At 68.6% G+C, this 17,338-nt stretch carries 18 protein-coding genes; 15 read left to right on the plus strand and 3 right to left on the minus strand.

The genetic code is table 11. From position 1 onward, the window contains the following. Positions 1 to 6: 6 nt before the first annotated feature. The 6 genes from VLK31_RS24350 to VLK31_RS24375 are packed head-to-tail and all read left to right on the plus strand — an operon-like array spanning position 7 to position 5,362. Entirely contained in the window at positions 7 to 1,095 is a 1,089-nt protein-coding gene (locus VLK31_RS24350) for a Nit6803 family nitrilase (RefSeq protein WP_409171030.1), read from the plus strand. Further along, positions 1,058 to 2,140: an MSMEG_0568 family radical SAM protein gene (locus VLK31_RS24355; RefSeq protein WP_409171118.1), complete on the plus strand. Its 1,083-nt coding sequence runs from the start codon at positions 1,058 to 1,060 to the stop codon at positions 2,138 to 2,140. The genes VLK31_RS24350 and VLK31_RS24355 overlap by 38 nt, the downstream gene beginning before the upstream one ends. A gap of 2 nt (positions 2,141 to 2,142) precedes the next feature. Further along, complete coding sequence (locus tag VLK31_RS24360; RefSeq protein WP_409171031.1) at positions 2,143 to 2,712, plus strand: MSMEG_0567/Sll0786 family nitrogen starvation N-acetyltransferase; 570 nt, start codon at positions 2,143 to 2,145, stop codon at positions 2,710 to 2,712. Beyond that, positions 2,709 to 3,725, plus strand: coding sequence for a sll0787 family AIR synthase-like protein (locus VLK31_RS24365; RefSeq protein ID WP_409171032.1), 1,017 nt, complete (start codon positions 2,709 to 2,711; stop codon positions 3,723 to 3,725). The genes VLK31_RS24360 and VLK31_RS24365 overlap by 4 nt, the downstream gene beginning before the upstream one ends. Beyond that, the gene (locus VLK31_RS24370; protein WP_409171033.1) at positions 3,716 to 4,009 is read left to right on the plus strand and encodes an MSMEG_0570 family nitrogen starvation response protein; all 294 of its coding nucleotides are present in this window, start codon (positions 3,716 to 3,718) and stop codon (positions 4,007 to 4,009) included. The genes VLK31_RS24365 and VLK31_RS24370 overlap by 10 nt, the downstream gene beginning before the upstream one ends. Before the next feature lie 33 nt (positions 4,010 to 4,042). Further along, positions 4,043 to 5,362, plus strand: a complete 1,320-nt coding sequence (locus VLK31_RS24375) for an MSMEG_0569 family flavin-dependent oxidoreductase (RefSeq protein ID WP_409171034.1) — start codon at positions 4,043 to 4,045, stop codon at positions 5,360 to 5,362. A gap of 10 nt (positions 5,363 to 5,372) precedes the next feature. Here VLK31_RS24375 and VLK31_RS24380 read toward each other — a convergent pair whose 3' ends face one another. Then, positions 5,373 to 6,074 carry a response regulator gene (locus VLK31_RS24380; RefSeq protein WP_409171035.1) on the minus strand — a complete coding sequence of 234 codons (702 nt, stop codon included), beginning with the start codon at positions 6,072 to 6,074 and terminating at the stop codon, positions 5,373 to 5,375. Between the two features lie 244 nt (positions 6,075 to 6,318). Here VLK31_RS24380 and VLK31_RS24385 point away from each other — a divergent pair, with 244 nt between their 5' ends. Both VLK31_RS24385 and VLK31_RS24390 read left to right on the plus strand, forming a co-directional pair. Next, on the plus strand, positions 6,319 to 7,638 hold the full coding sequence (locus tag VLK31_RS24385; RefSeq protein ID WP_409171119.1) for a DotU family type IV/VI secretion system protein: 1,320 nt from the start codon (positions 6,319 to 6,321) through the stop codon (positions 7,636 to 7,638). Positions 7,639 to 7,648: 10 nt separating this feature from the next. After that, positions 7,649 to 8,812 carry a type VI secretion system protein gene (locus tag VLK31_RS24390; RefSeq protein WP_409171036.1) on the plus strand — a complete coding sequence of 388 codons (1,164 nt, stop codon included), beginning with the start codon at positions 7,649 to 7,651 and terminating at the stop codon, positions 8,810 to 8,812. 10 nt (positions 8,813 to 8,822) lie between these two features. Here the strand turns inward: VLK31_RS24390 and tssJ are convergent, their stop codons facing one another. Further along, positions 8,823 to 9,335 carry a type VI secretion system lipoprotein TssJ gene (gene tssJ / locus VLK31_RS24395; RefSeq protein WP_409171037.1) on the minus strand — a complete coding sequence of 171 codons (513 nt, stop codon included), beginning with the start codon at positions 9,333 to 9,335 and terminating at the stop codon, positions 8,823 to 8,825. A gap of 71 nt (positions 9,336 to 9,406) precedes the next feature. Between tssJ and tssA the strand changes: the two genes are divergently transcribed. The 7 genes from tssA (at position 9,407) to VLK31_RS24430 (ending at position 16,418) form a co-directional block, all read left to right on the plus strand. Next, entirely contained in the window at positions 9,407 to 10,444 is a 1,038-nt protein-coding gene (tssA, locus tag VLK31_RS24400) for a type VI secretion system protein TssA (RefSeq protein WP_409171038.1), read from the plus strand. Between the two features lie 64 nt (positions 10,445 to 10,508). Further along, a complete protein-coding gene (gene tssB, locus VLK31_RS24405) occupies positions 10,509 to 11,024 on the plus strand; it encodes a type VI secretion system contractile sheath small subunit (protein ID WP_409171039.1) in 516 nt (171 codons plus the stop codon). 57 nt (positions 11,025 to 11,081) lie between these two features. Then, entirely contained in the window at positions 11,082 to 12,575 is a 1,494-nt protein-coding gene (tssC, locus tag VLK31_RS24410) for a type VI secretion system contractile sheath large subunit (RefSeq protein WP_409171040.1), read from the plus strand. A 180-nt stretch (positions 12,576 to 12,755) separates the two neighbouring features. Then, positions 12,756 to 13,229 carry an Hcp family type VI secretion system effector gene (locus tag VLK31_RS24415; protein WP_409171041.1) on the plus strand — a complete coding sequence of 158 codons (474 nt, stop codon included), beginning with the start codon at positions 12,756 to 12,758 and terminating at the stop codon, positions 13,227 to 13,229. Between the two features lie 127 nt (positions 13,230 to 13,356). After that, entirely contained in the window at positions 13,357 to 14,511 is a 1,155-nt protein-coding gene (locus VLK31_RS24420) for a peptidoglycan-binding domain-containing protein (RefSeq protein ID WP_409171042.1), read from the plus strand. Positions 14,512 to 14,552: 41 nt separating this feature from the next. Next, entirely contained in the window at positions 14,553 to 15,422 is an 870-nt protein-coding gene (locus VLK31_RS24425) for a hypothetical protein (protein WP_409171043.1), read from the plus strand. A gap of 3 nt (positions 15,423 to 15,425) precedes the next feature. Continuing rightward, a complete protein-coding gene (locus VLK31_RS24430; RefSeq protein WP_409171044.1) occupies positions 15,426 to 16,418 on the plus strand; it encodes a peptidoglycan-binding domain-containing protein in 993 nt (330 codons plus the stop codon). Between the two features lie 45 nt (positions 16,419 to 16,463). Here the strand turns inward: VLK31_RS24430 and VLK31_RS24435 are convergent, their stop codons facing one another. Then, the gene (locus VLK31_RS24435) at positions 16,464 to 17,333 is read right to left on the minus strand and encodes a PP2C family protein-serine/threonine phosphatase (protein ID WP_409171045.1); all 870 of its coding nucleotides are present in this window, start codon (positions 17,331 to 17,333) and stop codon (positions 16,464 to 16,466) included. Positions 17,334 to 17,338: the final 5 nt, after the last annotated feature.

Below are 17,338 nucleotides of genomic sequence, written 5' to 3' on the forward strand. Positions count from 1 at the left end.
CGAGCGATGGCTTCCAAACCCCGCACCGTGCGTGCCGCCGCGGTTCAGATCGCGCCCGACTTCGAGCGCCCCGACGGCACGCTCGAGCGGGTGTGCGGCGCCATCGACGAGGCCGCTGCCAAGGGCGCGCAGATCGTGGTCTTTCCCGAGACCTTCGTGCCCTACTACCCCTACTTCAGCTTTGTGCTGCCGCCGGTGCTGCAGGGCGCGCCGCACCTGCAGCTGGTGGAGCGCGCGGTGGTGGTGCCCGGCCCCGTCACGCAGGCAGTGGCCGAGCGCGCGCGGGCCCGCAACATGGTGGTGGTGCTGGGCGTGAACGAGCGCGACCACGGCAGCCTGTACAACACGCAACTGGTGTTCGACGCCGACGGCACCCTGGCGCTCAAGCGCCGCAAGATCACGCCCACGTACCACGAGCGCATGGTCTGGGGCATGGGCGACGGCGCGGGGCTGAAGGTGGTCGACACCGTCGTGGGCCGCGTGGGCGCGCTGGCCTGCTGGGAGCACTACAACCCGCTCGCGCGCTATGCGCTGATGGCGCAGCACGAAGAGATCCACTGCGCGCAATTCCCCGGCTCGCTGGTCGGCCCGATCTTCGCGGAGCAGATGGAGGTGACCATCCGCCACCACGCGCTGGAGTCGGGCTGCTTCGTGATCAACGCGACCGGCTGGCTCACCGACGAGCAGATCCGCTCGGTCACGCCCGACGCGCAATTGCAGAAGGCACTGCGCGGCGGCTGCCACACGGCCATCGTCTCGCCCGAGGGCAAGCACCTGGCGCCGCCGCTCACCGAGGGCGAAGGCATGGTCATCGCCGACCTGGACATGGCGCTCATCGCCAAGCGCAAGCGAATGATGGATTCGGTCGGCCACTACGCACGGCCCGAGCTGCTGTCGCTCGCCATCAACGACCGGCCGGCGCAGACCACCGTGCCGATGCACCTCACGCAGCACCTCACGCAACCCCAAGCCCAAGCCCAAGCCCAAGCCCAAGCCCACATTCCAGGGAGCACCGACCATGACCACCACAACAACCCAGCAAGCCAGCCGGCAGCTGATGACCGAGCTCCAGTCCTTCGGGTTGCGGCTGGTTGACCCTTCGGCCGGTGTTGCCAGCCGCCGCGGCGGCGCGGGCCCTTCGGACCACAAGGCCGTGACGGTGGACGGCCACACGATCATGGTGCCGGTGCACACCTCCACCGCCTGGCACTCGCCCTTCACGGCCGAAGCACCCGACGCGCAAGGCATGAGCCGCGTGATGCGCGGCAGCATTCCCATTGCCAGCATCAGCTTTCCGAAGCAGCCGCGCTTCTACGCGATGCAAACCTTCGACGGCGTGCCCTACTCGCACATTGCCACGCTGCACGGCAGCGACGTGCTGGCCACCACGGTGCTGCAGACCTGCATCCGCTACGAGAGCCGCAAGAAGAGCTGCAAGTTCTGCGCAATCGGCCAGTCGCTCGCGGCCGGGCGCACCGTGGCGCGCAAGACGCCCGAGCAACTGGCCGAGGTGGCGCGCGCCGCCGTGCTGCTGGACGGCGTGAAGCACATGGTGCTGACCACCGGCACGCCTAACGCCACCGACCGCGGCGCAGCCATCCTCTGCGAGAGCGCCTTCGCCATCAAGGCCGCGGTGGACATTCCCATTCAGGGCCAGTGCGAGCCGCCCGACGACGACCAGTGGTTCCACCGCATGAAGGCCGCGGGCATCGACACGCTGGGCATGCACCTGGAAGTGGTCACGCCCGAGGTGCGCGAACGCATCATGCCGGGCAAAGCCAGCGTGCCGGTGTCGCGCTACATGAGCGCGTTCGAGGCGGCCGTGGCCGTGTTCGGCCGCGGGCAGGTCAGCACCTACATATTGGCCGGACTGGGCGACACGCGCGAGGCCATCCTCGACACCTGCGACCAGTTGCTCGCGCGCGGCGTGTACCCCTTCGTCGTGCCCTTCGTGCCGATCAGCGGAACGCCTCTGGAAGACCACCCCGCCCCCTCGCCCGAGTTCATGAAGTCGGTGCTTGCGCCGCTGGGCGAGCGCGTGGTGGCGGCGGGCCTGCGCTCGGCCGACATCAAGGCGGGCTGCGGCAAGTGCGGTGCCTGCTCCTCGCTGTCGATCTACGAAAAAGAAAGCGAGAGCTGATCATGCTGTGCATCGACGACCTGTGCGAAATGGCGGACGCTTACGCGCCCGCCGAGTACCTGGTGCGCGAAGCCGCGCAGCAGTGGGAGCGCGACGAAGCCATGGCGCTGCGCCGCGCGGTGTTCTGCATCGAGCAGGGCATCTTCGCGCGCGACGACCGCGACGCGACCGACGACTGCGCGCAACTGCTGGTGGCCATGTCGTGCAACGGCGGCATGCCGGAGCAGGTGGTGGGCACGGTGCGCATTCACCGCAGCCAAGGCGACCAGGCAGCAGGCGAATGGTGGGGTTCGCGCCTGGCGGTGCATCCGGCCTTTCGCAGCCAGGGGCACCTGGGCGTCACGCTGATCCGGCTGGCCGTGTCGCGTGCCCATGCACTCGGCTGCAAGGCCTTCTTCGCGCAGGTACAGAAGCAGAACGTGCCGCTGTTCGGCAAGCTGGGCTGGAAGGTGCTCGAAGAGACCAGCGTGCATGGCCGCCCGCATGCGCTGATGCAGGCCGACCTGGCCTGGTACCCGCCCTGCCACGACCCGGTGAGCGGCTTTGTCACGCGCGCGAAGGTGGCGGCATGACCGATGCCCACAACGTGCATGTGATTGCCGACGCCCTGCGCGCCACGCGCGGCTTTGCCCACAAGCGCGACATCAGCGACGTGGTGGCCGCGCTCGGCCGCTCGCTGCCCGGCGGCCATGCGGCTCTGGCGCAGGCCGTGCCCATCGGCGACGACTGCGCGGCCATTCCCGACGGCCACGGCGGCTACCTGCTGTTTGCCATCGAAGGGCTGGTGGAAGACTTCATCGTGCGCATGCCCTGGTTCGCGGGCTACTGCGGCGTGATGGTCAACGTGAGCGACATCTACGCCATGGGCGGGCGCCCGACCGCTGTGGTCGATGCGCTGTGGAGCACCGGCATGAACCCGGCGGACGACGTGCTGCGCGGCCTGGCGGAAGCCGCCGTGCGCTACGGCGTGCCCATCGTGGGCGGGCACAGCAACAACCGCAGCGAACGGCCGCAACTGGCGGTGGCCATCCTGGGCCATGCGCGCAAGCTGCTCACCAGCTTCGACGCGCAACCCGGCCACTTGCTGGTGATGGCGGCCGACCTGCGCGGCGCCTACGAAGAGCCCTTTCCGTACTGGAACGCCTCGACCCGCGCGCCCGCCGCGCGGCTGCGCGCCGACCTGGAGCTGCTGCCCGCGCTGGCCGAAGACGGCCTGTGCGGCGCGGGCAAGGACATCAGCATGGCCGGCGCCGTGGGCACCGCGCTGATGCTGCTCGAATGCTCGGGCGTGGGTGCGCGCATCAACCTCGACGCGCTGCCGCGGCCCGACGGCGTGCCGCTGCTGCGCTGGCTGTCGTCGTTCCCCAGCTACGGCTTTGTGCTGAGCGTGGCGCCCGCGCAGGTGGCCACGGTGCTGGCGCGCTTTGCCGCGCGCGACATCGCCTGCGCCGTGGTCGGCGAAGTCGACGCCACACGCCAGGTGCGCCTGCGCGCCGGCGGTGAAGAAGCGCTGCTGTGGAACTTTGCCAGCGACGCCTTCATCCAGCCGCCCCACCTGCAAGCGGAGGCCGCCGCATGCCCGTGACGCACTTCCACGTGCGCTGGCCCGACGCCAGCGAAACCCGCTGCTACTCGCCTTCCAGCGTGGTGCGCGAGCACTTCGTACCCGGCCAGCGCTATGCGCTCGGCGACTTCCTGCATCGCACGCGCGAGGCATTGGGCATTGCCTCCGAACGGGTGCGCGAGAAGTACGGCTTTGCGTGCTCGCAGGCGATGGACCAGCTCGCCGACATCGAGCACATTGCCGCGCGCTTCACCGCGGCGCCGGGCGAGCCCGACGCCGAAGTCACCGTCGTCGCCTTCGACTGACGGCCCTCATCCAGATCCAGAAAGAAGCACCCCATGTCATACCCCCACGGCGGACGCAGCCACTACAGCGTCGTCATCGTCGGCGGCGGCCAGGCCGGCCTGTCGCTGAGCCACGGCCTGCAGCAGCGCGGCATCGACCACCTGGTGATCGAGAAGCGCAGCCTGGTGCACACCTGGCGCACGCAGCGCTGGGATTCTTTCAGCCTGGTCACGCCCAATTGGCAGTGCCAGCTGCCGGGCTGGGGCTACATCGGCAGCGATCCGCACGGCTTCATGGTGAAAGAGCAAATCAACGAATGGCTCGCGGGCTTCGTCGAGCACGTGAAGGCGCCAGCCATCGAAGGCGTGACGGTGGAGCGGGTGTCGCGAACCCACGGTGCCGGCGACCGAGACCGCTTCAGCGTGCAGACCGACGTCGGCCTCTACACCGCCGACCAGGTGGTGGTGGCCTCTGGCGGCTACCACCGCCCCATCGTGCCGCGCCTGGCAGAGAAGCTGCCCGCGTGCGTGGCGCAGTTCCACTCGGCGCAGTACCGCAACGCGGCGCAGTTGCCAGAAGGCGCGGTGCTGGTGGTGGGCTGCGGCCAGTCGGGCGCGCAGATTGCCGAAGATCTGCACCTGGCCGGCCGCGAGGTGCACCTGGCCACCGGCCATGCGCCGCGCTGCGCGCGCTTCTACCGCGGGCGCGAGGTGGTCGACTGGCTGGCCGACATGAAGTACTACGACATGCCCGTCACCGAGCACCCGCTGCGCGAAGGCGTGCGCGACAACACCAACCACTACGTGACCGGGCGCGACGGCGGGCGCGACATCGACCTGCGCCGCTTCGCGCTCGAGGGCATGGAACTCTATGGCCTGCTGAGCGGCTTCGACAGCGGCAGCTTCGAGCTGCAGCCCAACCTGCGCGAGCACCTGGACCAGGCCGACGACACCTACAACCGCATCAACGCGTCCATCGACAAGCACATTGCGGCCAAGGGCATCGACGCGCCGCCGCCGTCGGTCTACACACCCGTGTGGGCACCGCGCGAAGAGCGCACGCGGCTCGACCTGGCGGCGGCCGGCATCACCAGCGTGGTGTGGTGCATCGGCTTTTCGCCGGACTTTGCATGGGTCGATGCGCCGGTGTTCAACGGACGCGGCGCGCCGGTGCACCTGCGCGGCGTGACCAACGAGCCCGGCCTGTACTTTCTGGGGCTGCCATGGCTGCACACCTGGGGGTCGGGGCGCTTCTCAGGGGTGGCGCGGGATGCGGAGTTTCTGGCGAACGCCATCGCGCAAAGAAAAGAAGAACGGCGCGGCGGCAGTGACACCGCGGCCCCCGACCCGTTGCTGGCCTTGCGCGCCGCCTAGCCGCCAGGGCTCAGGCCTGCTGCGCCTCGGTCAGCGCCTGCGCCGCCACCACCGCCTCGGTGCGGTTGCGCACGTTCAGCGCGCGAAAGATCGCGGCCAGGTGAATCTTCACGGTGCCTTCGCTGATGCCCAGGCTGCGCCCTATCAGCTTGTTGGGCTTGCCCTGCGACAGCAGTTGCAGCACCTCGACCTGGCGCTCGGTGAGTACGTTGCGCAGGTGCTCCAGCGTCTGGCCCATGCCACTGCCGCCACCGCCACCACCACGCGCGGGCGCCTCGGCGCCCGCCTGCGGGCTCACGCCGGCCACGATGCCCGGCGGCAGCGCCGTGAGCATCATCGGCGGCACATACACCCCGCCGGCCAGCACCAGCCGCACGGCCGACAGCATCACCTCGGGCGAGTAAGCCTTGGGAATGAAGCCGAGCACGCCGCGCTCCAGCGCGCTGCGCATGATGGCGGGGTCTTCGTAGCCCGACAGCACGATGACCGGCACGGCCGGATGTCGTCGCCGGATGTCGTCGATGTGGGCCTGCCCGTCGGCACCGGGCATGTTGAGGTCGATCAGGGCCAGGTCGAGGTCGTCGGTGGCCAAGGCAAGCAATTCGTCGACGCTCATCGCCAGAACGAATTCGATGCCGGGCGCCAGCTCCGACAGCTTGGCTTTGACCGCCTCGATGACGAGCCTGTGGTCGTCGGCGATCAGGATTTTCATGGCTTTTGTTCCCGTGTCCCAGCGTGCAGTGCACCAGCAAACGCTGAAGATACCGGCGAACGGCCCGCGCCACAAGGCCGCCGGTCCTACCAACGGCATAGACCCCAAGGGGTATGGCGCCCGCGGCAGCCCCGTTGAAAGAATGGTTCCCTACTCGAAGGAACCGGGGAAATGGGCATGTGCCATCTGAGCAGACGCCGGTGCAAGGCATCCTTCGCCCTCCAGCACTGAGCGGGCCGTGCCCATGGCCCGCCTGTACGACAGCTTCTCCGCCCTTGTTGCGTTCGGCCTGAGGCTGGACGCATCGATTGCGGCCGGCGCGCCCCTGCTGGCGCACCCCGCGGCCCAGCTGGAAGCGCGCCGCCTGCTGGACGCCGCCCGCCACAACGCCGACGCCGCCGGCACGCCCGCGCCGCAGGTCGAGCTCGCGGCCTTCGCCATGGTGGCGTGGCTCGACGAAATTCTGGCGCGCCACCCCGGCGCCAACGGTACCGCCCCGCTGCAGGTGCAGCTGTTCAACTCCACCAACGCGCACAGCGAGTTCTTTCACCACCTGTCGGCCCTGGGCCCGGAAGACGACGCGGTGCGCGAGGTGTACTGGCATGCCATGGCGCTGGGCTTCAAGGGCCAGTACTACTTCGAGGACGGCGACCAGGGCGAGCTCGGCAAGCTGAAAGACCTGCACGGGCGCCAACTCAAGCTGCACCTGACCACCGACGCGCTGGCGCAGGCGCACCTCACGCCGCAGCCCTACGCCGTGGCCGACCCGCGCGGGCCCAACGACACGCGCCGGCGCGACCGCACGCTGCTGCGCAGCAGCGCCGCGCTGGCGCTGATGCTGCCGCTGCTGTACCTGCTTTGGCTCTGGTCCACAGGGCCGCCGGCCGCCGCCACCGGCCTGGCCCAGCGCATCGAGCAGCACTTGCAAAGCCTGGCCTGCGCCGACCTGACGGCCACCATCGACCCGCAGGGCCGCACGCATGTGCGCGGCTTCGTCTCGCTGCCCGAAGACCTGCCGCGCGTGGAGCGCGAGGTTGCGGCCATGCCCGGCGTGAAGGCGCCGCAGTTCGACCTGGGCCTGCGCGTTTGGCCGCACTGCGAGGTGTTCTCCATCCTCAAGCCCTACCAGGCGCGCAACACCGAGAAAGGCTACGGGCTCGACGTGGAGGCGCCGTCCGCGCGCGACGGCAAGCTGCGCGAAGGCGACGCGGTGCGTGTGCAGGTGGTGGCGCCGCGCCACGACAGCTACATCTGGGTCGACTACTACACCGCCGACGGCTCCGTCATGCACCTGAACGCCGGCCAGGCGCCGATGCTGCTGCACGCCGGCGAAACGCTGGCGCTGGGCCGCGACATTCCGTCGAGCTGGCTGGTGAGCCCGCCCTTCGGCAGCGTGCTGCTCACGGTGCTGTCGGCGCCCATGCCCTTTGCCGAAGCCTCCGACCGGCCGCCCTTCGAGCTTGCTTCGGCCTACCTGCTGCGCCTGCGCGAAGCGCTGGCGGCCAGCAAGAACAGCGAGCGGCTCATCGCCGACTTCGTGTTCCTCGAAACGGTGCCCCGGTGAGATGACCGCCATGCTGTCCCCCGCCCATCGCTTCTGGCTGCTGCTGTCGCTGTGCCTGCTGGGCTTTGGCCTGCTGTACGCGGTAGTGCGCGACGCGGGCCGTGGCGCGCGACGCCGTGCGCTGCGCAAGCGCATTGCGGCGCTAGGCACACCGACCGGCGGCGCCGACGAAACGGCCGTCGACGCACTGCGCGCCACCATGGCCCAGGCGCAGCAGGCCTTGCGGCGCGTGCCACGCCCGAAGGCGGCCGTGCCCTTGCCGTGGTTCCTGTTCTTCGGGGACACGGCGGCCGACCTGCCCGGCCTGCTGCGCGCCGCGCACGGTGCGCGCGTGCCGGCGCCGACAGAAGCCATGCACAACAACGCCGAACCCACCAACCCCTTCGGCGGCCTGTGGTGGCACTGGTGGCTGACGGGCGCGAGCGTGGCCATCGAAGTGCACCCCGGCGCCGTGGGCGACACGGCCGGCACGCCGTCGGTGCGCGGCCTGTGGCTGCAGTCGCTGCTGGCGCTGGCCGAGCGGCGCGACCGGCTGCCGCTCAACGGCCTGGTGGTGTGCGTGGCGGCGCCGGAGCTGCTGCACGCCGACGGCGCCGTACTCAAGGCGCTGGCCGCGCGCACGCGCCGCCTGCTCGACGAGACCGGCGACACGTTGCGCCTGCAGCTGCCCACCTACCTGGTGGTGACCGGGCTGGAACAGCTCGAAGGCTATGCCACGGTGCGCGACGCGTTGCCGCCCGAGGCGCTGCTGCAGGTGCTGGGGCACCGGCTCACCGACCCGTCGGCCGCCATCGAGACCCCGGTCGGCGAGCGCTTCGATGCCGTGTTCGATCCGCTTGCGCAGCAGCTGCATGCGCTGCGCGCGGCGCTGCTGCGTGACCAGCAGCACGCCGCAGGCCGGTTCGCCGTGCATGCGTTCGTGCAAGCGCTGCACGCGCTGCAGCCCGGGCTGCGACAGTTCGCGCAGGTGCTGTTCGAGCACCACGGCAAGGGCACTTCACGCGCGCCGCGCTGGCGGGGCTTCTACCTGGCGGCCTGTGCGTCGCAAGGTGCCGATGCGGCCGATGCAGCCGATGGGGCTGAAGGTGCCTTCGTGCAAGACCTGTTCGAGCGCTTCCTGCCCGCCGACCAGCCGCTGGTGCGGCCGGGCCGTGCGTCGTCCGGCGCTGCGTGAGTGCGGCGGCCTACTTCGCGTCCACGCGCATCTGGCGCGCGCCGAAGGTCACGTCGAGCGACTGCGCCTTGCCGGTGGTGACGGGGCGCACCTCGCGCCAGCGTGCGCGGTCGAGATCGCGGTACGCCGCCATCACGCCGATGGACTTGGCATCGGGCGGCAGGTTGAAATCGAGCTTCTTGCTTTCTCCGGGCCGCAGCAGCACTTCTTCGCGCTGCACCAGCTCGGCGCCCAGCGTGGCCTGGTCTTTCTCGAACAGCGAGAAGAAGTCGGCGCCCTCGAAGGGCCCCGGCGACTTCATTGCATAGACGCGCACCGTGAGCGGCGACGCACGACCGCGCGCGTCGGGGTTGGCATCGGCACCCGCGGTGAGCGTGACGGCCACCGTGGTGACCACCGGCTTGGCCGCGCAGCCCGCCATCAGAAGACCCGCTGCAGCAAGGCCAAGAACGCCGATGCGGCGCCGCGTTGCAGCGCCAAAAAGGCGCTCATAGGACGAATGGTGTGTACCCAGCGTGCGCATGCTATTCCCTTCGTTGCATTGACCGGTTCAGGTGCTTCTTTGATTATCACCAGCCAACCCGAACAGGCAACATGCTGACACTCGAACTTGCAGACACACTGCGCGAACCCATCGGCGAGGCCTTGCCCTGCGGCGACGATCTCGAGTACGACGCCGACTTCATGGCCCTGGTGGCCGCTGCGCAAGGCAAGGCCGAGCAGCAGTTCGGCGACACCGTGATCCCCGCGGTCGAGCCCGACTGGCGCGACGTGGCCGAACGTGCGCAAGGCCTGCTCCGGCGCAGCAAGGACGTGCGCAGCGCCGTGCTGCTGCTTCGCGCCGCCACGCACACGCAGGGCGTGAGCGGCTTCGCGCTCGGCCTGCAGTTGCTCAACGAACTGCTCGACACCTACTGGGACGGCATACATCCAAAGCTGGATGCCGACGACGACAACGACCCCACCATGCGCCTAAACGCGCTGGCGCCGCTCACCGACGAGGCCATGGGCCTGCGCGACCTGTACGAGGCGCAGGTGGGCGTGGCGCGCGGCGTGGGGCCGATCCGCGTGCGCGACATCGCCATTGCGCACAACACGCTCACCGCCGTGGGCGGCGAGGCCACCTACTCGATGGCGCAGGTGCAGGGCGGCCTGGAAGCCATTCAGGCCGAGCAACCCGATGCGATGCGCGCGGCCCTGGCCGTACCGGGCCTGGTGGAGCGGCTGCGCGAGATCATCGTTGCGCGTACCGGCCGCGCCGACGCGGTCGACCTCGACCCGCTGCGCGCCATTGCCCGCGTGCTGCACAAGGCCTGCGCCGCGGCCAGCGGCGCGCCGGCCGATGCGGCGGCGGACACGGGCGATGCAGACGCCGACGCGCAAGCCCCGGGCGGTGCGGCCTCGCGCCCCGCCACGCCGCGCGGCGACATCCAGAACCGCCAGGACGCCGTGCAGATGCTCGACCGCGTGATTCGCTACCTCGAGCAGGCCGAGCCCGGCAACCCCGCGCCGCTCTTGATAGAGCGCGCCAAGAAGCTCATCGGCGTGAGCTTTCTCGAGATCATGGCCAACCTCGCGCCCAACGCGATGGACACGATCGAAACAGTCACCGGCCGCCGCCCGTCCGACTGAGCCCTGTTCGTTTTTTCTTCAGACACCCGCACCGTTCGCCATCCACACCGCAAGGAGCATCTCCATGGCCAAGAGCAGTCAGAAATTCATCGCCCGCAACCGGGCGCCCCGGGTCCAGATCGAGTACGACGTGGAGCTCTACGGGGCCGAGAAAAAGGTGCAGTTGCCCTTTGTGATGGGCGTGCTGGCCGACCTGTCGGGCAAGCCCGCCGACCCGCTGGCGGCGGTGGCCGAGCGCAAGTTTCTGGAGATCGATGTCGACAACTTCGACTCGCGCATGAAGGCCATGAAACCGCGCGCCGCCTTCGCGGTGGAGAACTCGCTCACCGGCGAGGGCGACCTGAAGGTCGAGCTCACCTTCGAGAACATGGAAGACTTTTCGCCCGCCGCCGTGGCCCGCAAGGTGGGCGCGCTGAACAAGCTGCTGGAAGCTCGCACGCAGCTGTCCAACCTGGTGACCTACATGGACGGCAAGGGCGGCGCCGAAGACCTGTTGGCCAAGGTGCTGGAAGACCCGGCGCTGCTGCAGAGCCTGGCCTCCAGCAAGAAGCCCGAAGACAGCGCGCCGCCTGCGGCATGAACGCCATTCGCCTGACCCCCTTTGCCTGAATCACCGGTACACCAGGAGTAACCCACCATGGCCGAAGCACTCGAACAGAGCGCGCTGAAAGATGTCGCGTACGCGGGCAGCGACTTTTCGTCGCTGCTGCAAAAGGAATTCAAGCCGCGCAGCGACGAAGCCAAGAGCGCCGTCGAAGCCGCGGTGCTCACGCTGGCGCAGCAGGCGCTGGCCAACAGCACCGTCATCGGCAAGGACGTGACCAAGTCGATCCAGGCCATGATTGCCGCGATCGACGCCAAGCTCACCGACCAGGTGAACAAGATCATTCACCACCCCGACTACCAGAAGCTCGAGAGTGCATGGCGCGGCCTGCACTACATGGTGAACAACACCGAGACCGACGAGCACCTGAAGATTCGCGTGATGGACATCTCCAAGGTGGAGCTGGCCAAGAACCTGAAGAAGTTCAAGGGCGCGGCCTGGGACCAGAGCCCGATGTTCAAGAAGATCTACGAGCAGGAATACGGCCAGTTCGGCGGCGAACCCTTTGGCGCGCTGGTGGGCGACTACCACTTCGACCAGAGCCCGCCCGACGTGGAGCTGCTCGGCGAGATGGCCAAGATCGCGGCCTCCGCGCATGCGCCCTTCATTACCGGCGCAAGCCCCAACCTGATGCAGATGGAGTCGTGGCAGGAGCTGGCCAACCCGCGTGACCTGACCAAGATCTTTCTCACGCCGGAGTACGCCGGCTGGCGCTCGCTGCGCGAATCGGACGACGCCAAGTACCTGGGCCTGTGCATGCCGCGCTTTCTGGCGCGTACGCCTTACGGCGCCAACACCAACCCGGTGGAAGAGTTCGACTTCGAGGAAGACACCGCCGGCGCCGACCACGGCAAGTACGCCTGGGCCAACGCGGCCTATGCCATGGCCACCAACATCAACCGCTCGTACAAGCTGTACGGCTGGGGCTCTCGCATCCGCGGCATCGAGTCGGGCGGCGCGGTGGAGAACCTGCCGCTGCACACCTTCCCCAGCGACGACGGCGGCGTGGACCAGAAGTGCCCCACCGAAATTGCCATCAGCGACCGGCGCGAGGCCGAACTGTCGAAGGCCGGGCTGCTGTCGCTCATTCACCGCAAGAACTCCGACTTTGCGGCCTTCATTGGCGCGCAGTCGCTGCACAAGCCGGCCGAGTACGACGACCCCGACGCCACAGCCAACGCCAACCTGGCCGCGCGCCTGCCCTACCTGTTTGCCTGCAACCGCTTTGCGCACTACCTGAAGTGCATCGTGCGCGACAAGGTCGGCAGCTTCAAGGAGCGCGAGGAAATGCAGCGCTGGTTGAACAAATGGATCATGAATTACGTGGACGGCGACCCCGTCAATTCGTCGGAGACCACCAAGGCGCAAAAGCCGCTGGCCGCCGCCGAGGTGGTGGTGGAAGAGGTCGAGGGCAACCCGGGCTACTACACCTCCAAGTTCTTTCTGCGCCCGCACTACCAGCTCGAAGGCCTCACGGTGTCGCTGCGGCTGGTGTCCAAGCTGCCGTCGGCAAAGGGCGGCAAGTAAGCGGCAAGTACGCAGCACGCAGGCCGCGTTCGCTGCACGCTGCTTTTTTCGCAGGACATGCCGCGGATTCTTTGAAACCCCTGCGGCGTTTTCGTTCTACAGACAGCCGGCAAGAAGACTGAGTCCGGCGCACTTTTTCAACCACCCGGCCGCATCGCAAGGCCATCCAGGAGAAAGAACATGATCGACTGCCATTTCAAGATCGACGGTGTCAAGGGCGAAGCCGCGCACAAGGACCACAAGGAAGAGATCGAGCTCATGAGCTGGAGCTGGAACGTGCACAACGCCACCTGCACGGTCGGCGGCGGCTCGTCGGTGGGCAAGGGCTCGCCGGGCATGGTCACGCTGACCAAGAAGTTCGACAGCTCCTCGCCCACGCTGGCCAAGGCCTGCGCCAACGGCAAGCACTTCGACAAGGCCACGCTCGTGATGGCCAAGTCGGGCGAAGGCCAGCAGACCTTCATGACCATCACCTTCAAGGAAGTGCGCATTGCCGACTTCAACGTCAGTGCGGCGCAAGGCGGCGAAGTGCACGAAAGCGTGGCGGTGTCGTACGGCGACATCGAGATCGCCTACAAGCCACAGAAGGCGGACGGCACCATGGGCGGCGACATCAAGTTCGGCTGGGACACGCGCTCGACCGAAACGCGCTGATCCCTGCGCTGATCAGCCGCGCTGATCCCTGCGCTGGTCCCCGAGCGGCATCGCCAGCGCGCCACGCCCTGGCGATGCGCCGTCCCTTCGTGTGCCGCTGTCCGGCGCTGAGTCCGACGAGGTTGAAATGGCTACGACACCCCCCATCAAGACGCGGCTGGAGTCGCCCGAGCTGACGACCCGCTTGCCGCCCGCGGTGCAGCAGCGGCTCAGCCTGTGCCTGGCGTCCGACGCGCACAACATTCGCCCGCGCACCAGCGGCGACCACGTCAAGGCGATTCAGGATGCGCTGGACGCGATCCGCAAGCGCATGCCGGGCATCGGGCTCGAAGAGATCACCGATCCGCGCGGCACCTTCGGCGCTTCCACCGAGAAGGCGGTCGGCAGGTACAAGGCGCAATTCGGCATCGTGCGCCCCGGCCAGCCGCTGGACAACATCGTGGGCCGCGGCACCATCACCCAGATGGACGAGCACCTGAAGTCGCCCGCACCGCAGCCCACGCCGGCCGCCGTCAAGTTCGTCTGCGGGCCCGACGTGACCGACCAGGCCGCCGCCACCTGGATGAAGATCCAGAGCGACTTCCGCGCCATGGGGCGTGACCAGAAGGTCAAGGCCTGCAACACCATCCTGATTCCGGTGCAGATGCCCGACAACCCGTTCGACGGCGGGTTTCCGCTCGACCTCGATGCACTCAAGCAGAAGGCGCAGATGTTTGCCGACATCAACGGCTGGGACACCGTGCCGCTGTTCCAGGGCGCATCGGCCTGGCTGCGCACGCCGCCCGTGTACGACCCGGCGCTGAAGGGGCCGTGCGCCACGCCGTCGTCCGACACGCTCCCGGGCGCCGACCAGGCCAACCCCTTCGATCCGCTGCACGAGAGCCCTGATGTGTGCTCGAACACCGTGCAGGTCGCGGGCAAGTGCTGGCTGAACGGCACGGTCAACTACGGCACCTTCGGCGTGATGGTGCGGCTTTGCAGCGACTTCGCGGGCAGCGACCTGCGGCTGCGCTTCAACCCGGTGGTGCGGGCCGTGTACTCGCTGAGCTGGGCCGTCATGCTGATACGCGCCTACAAGCGATTCGGCCACGACCCCGAAGCCGCCGCGCTGCCCGTGGCCTGGACCGAGGCCACCTTCCACGGCGGCCCGCGCGCCACGCCCACGGCCGCGGCGCCCAACCGCCCGAAGTGCGAATGCTCCTGCACCTGCAGCGGCAACACCGTGCCCTGGGACTACGTGTGGGAGCCGGTGCACAACAGCCGCAAGGGCGCCGCACCCTGAGCGCTCGCCCCCACGACACGAAACAAGAAAAGAAGGACCGCATGGCCGCCCCCAACACCCCATCGCCCGCCATCGCCACACTCAAGAGCGTGCTCAAGGCAGAGTTTCCGCAGATCGACACGCAGACCGGCATCGGCAACCAGCCCGCCTCGCGGCACACCTCGGGCATTGCGCTGGACATCATGCTGAACTACAAGCGGGACGCCGACGCGCGCATCGGCCGGCGCATCATGGCGGGCCTGGTGAAGAACTTCGAGGCCATGCAGTGGTCGGCGTTCATCTTCACCGTGCGCAACCCGACCACCAACGCGCCGGTGCACTTCTGGGTGCGCGGCGCCGACGGCACCGGCTACGGCGGGCGCAAGCTGGAGGCCGGCAACTACAGCGCCGACACCCGCCATGAAGACCACATTCACATCGACTGGGTGAACTTCAGCATGAAGAACACCGGCGCCGAGTACACCGTCAACCCCTACAAGCAGTCGGAAGCATCGAAGCTGGCGGGCTTCGGCGCCGCGCTCGGCATCTTCCTGAAGACGGCCAGCGACAGCGAGGTGGACGCCATCGTCGACACCATGTTCGCCAAGCTGCCCGTGAGCGCACCCAAGACGCCCACACCCGAGTGGGCGCGCGGCTGGTGGACGGTGCAGCAGGAAGGCCAGACCTACTACTACTTCATCGACGACAAGAGCGGCGCGAGCTGGACCTACACGCGCCCGATGTCGCAGAACACGCCCATGAGCAACCGGCAGAACGGCGGCAACTGCACCTTCGGCAACGGCGGCGACATGAAGATCAGCTGGACGCCGCTGACCTCCAACGTGGCGACCGTCGAGACCTTCAAGGGCTCCGGCGGCGCACTGGCCGGCACCTCGAACCGCGGCGGCGCCCTGAGCGCCGCGAAGGTCTGACCCATGGGCATGACTGCGTTCTGCGGCAAGGAAGGATGCGCGGCCTTCGAATCGCTCGGTGGCGCTGCGGGGGGCACGACGCTGGGCTTGAGCGCGCCTGTGGGTTCAGCGGCGCGCTGCCGCAATGCCGAGGCCGACGTGCGCAAGGTACAGGCCGCGCTCAACCGCTTCACCCCGCTGGAGGACGGCCCCAGCCCGGCGCTGGTGGAGGACGGCAGGCTCGGCCCGTTGACCCTCAAGGGCATCGCCGGGTTCCAGAAAAAGCACTTTGGCGTGGGCGCTGCCGACGGCGTGGTCGACCCCGGCAAGCAGACCGACAAGGAACTCTGCCACGCCGCGGGCACCTACCCCGACCTGCCCGACGAAATGATGAAGCACCGCGCCCGCGCGATGTATTTCATCGGCCGGGCGCGCTCGTCGATCAGCATCGCGCGTTACCACCAGGCCAACCCGAACAGCCGCTTCGGCACCGGCAAGTCAGACTGGGAGAAGCTGGCAACGCACTTTCAGGTCGACCGCTTTCCGGGCGCCAACGGCTGGCGCGACGCGCTCGACTGGATCGACGGCATCTACCTGAACATGGAGACCGCCATCGGCCACATTCCGCAGGGCCTGACGCTGACGCGCAACGAGCCCGCCAACGTGGGGGTGGGGGCCTATGCCTTCGCCTTCACCGGCGGTTATGCCGTGTCTGCGCGCAGCCAGACCGTGCAGGGCATGTCGAAGGGCTCCATCTACCTGTGCGCGCGCATGCAGAACCTCGACGGCGATGCCTTCGCGTATGTACTGATCCACGAGGCGGCGCACTTCGTGGGGCCGATGCGCTCCACGCACAACGCCATCACCGACCACGGCTACGCGCACCACACCGACGGCAAGTACAAGAAGCTGCTGCCGTGGCAGCGCACGCACAACGCGGATTGCTATTCGCAGTTCGCCTTTGCGGCGGCCGGAACGCCGTTCGACCTGAACGCGCATCTGCTTGTGGGGCACTGAAGGGGGGGAGACATTCCCCGCTTCTGTTTCGGCTCTTTCCCAGTTTCAGTGCGGCCCGGGCTCGGCGGGGATCGTCTTTTCGCCTTCGCTCTCAGCCTCGGTCGTTTGCTTGTACGGCGCCTCTTGCGCCAACAGCTCGGCGGCCGCCAGCGGCATCAGCCGCGTCGCGTCCGCGTCCTCGTCGATCACCCACAGCGTGAGCGCCGTGTAGTTGTCGTAGCCCGGCTTGGCATTGGCCTGCACCTGCGCGTCGAGCAGCGCGGTCCATTGGCTGGGCGTGCGCGCGGCGTGCAGGGTGTCGACCAGGCACTCGTCGCCCAGCGGCTCCCACACGCCGTCGCTGCACAGCAGCAGCACATCACCGGGCAGCAGGCGCATGCGGTCGGACACGGCAATATCGGGCGCCTCCTCGATCGAGCCCAGCGCCGACAGCAGCATGTTGCGCTGCGGATGCAGCCGCGCGCCCTCCTCGTCGAGCATGCCGCCGGCCACCATCTGCTGCACCAGGCTGTGGTCGGTGGTGCGCGCCACGATGGCGCCGCCACGGAACAGGTAGGCCCGGCTGTCGCCGCTGTGCACCCAGGCCAGCGCCTGGTGCTCCAGGTCGATGGCCGCGAACACGATGGTCGAGCGCATGCCCGCGAGCGCGCCGCCCTCGGCCTGGCGAGTCACCACGTCCAGGTTGGCCTGCTCCACCAGCCGGCGCAGCGTGGACTCGTCCAGCCCCGGCGCCACGGAGAAGCCGGCCAGCATGCTGGCGCGCGCGGTGGCCGCCGCCACGTCGCCACCGCCATGGCCGCCCGCGCCGTCGGCCACCAGGCAGGCGACGTAGCGCTCGTCGTGCCAGTGGCCGTGCACGTCCTCGTTGTAGGTGCGCCCGCCCTGGCGGGAGAGCGTGACGATTTCAATTTCCAAGCGGG

This window comes from Variovorax sp. H27-G14, from assembly GCF_046156345.1.
Taxonomy (GTDB): Bacteria; Pseudomonadota; Gammaproteobacteria; order Burkholderiales; family Burkholderiaceae_C; genus Variovorax.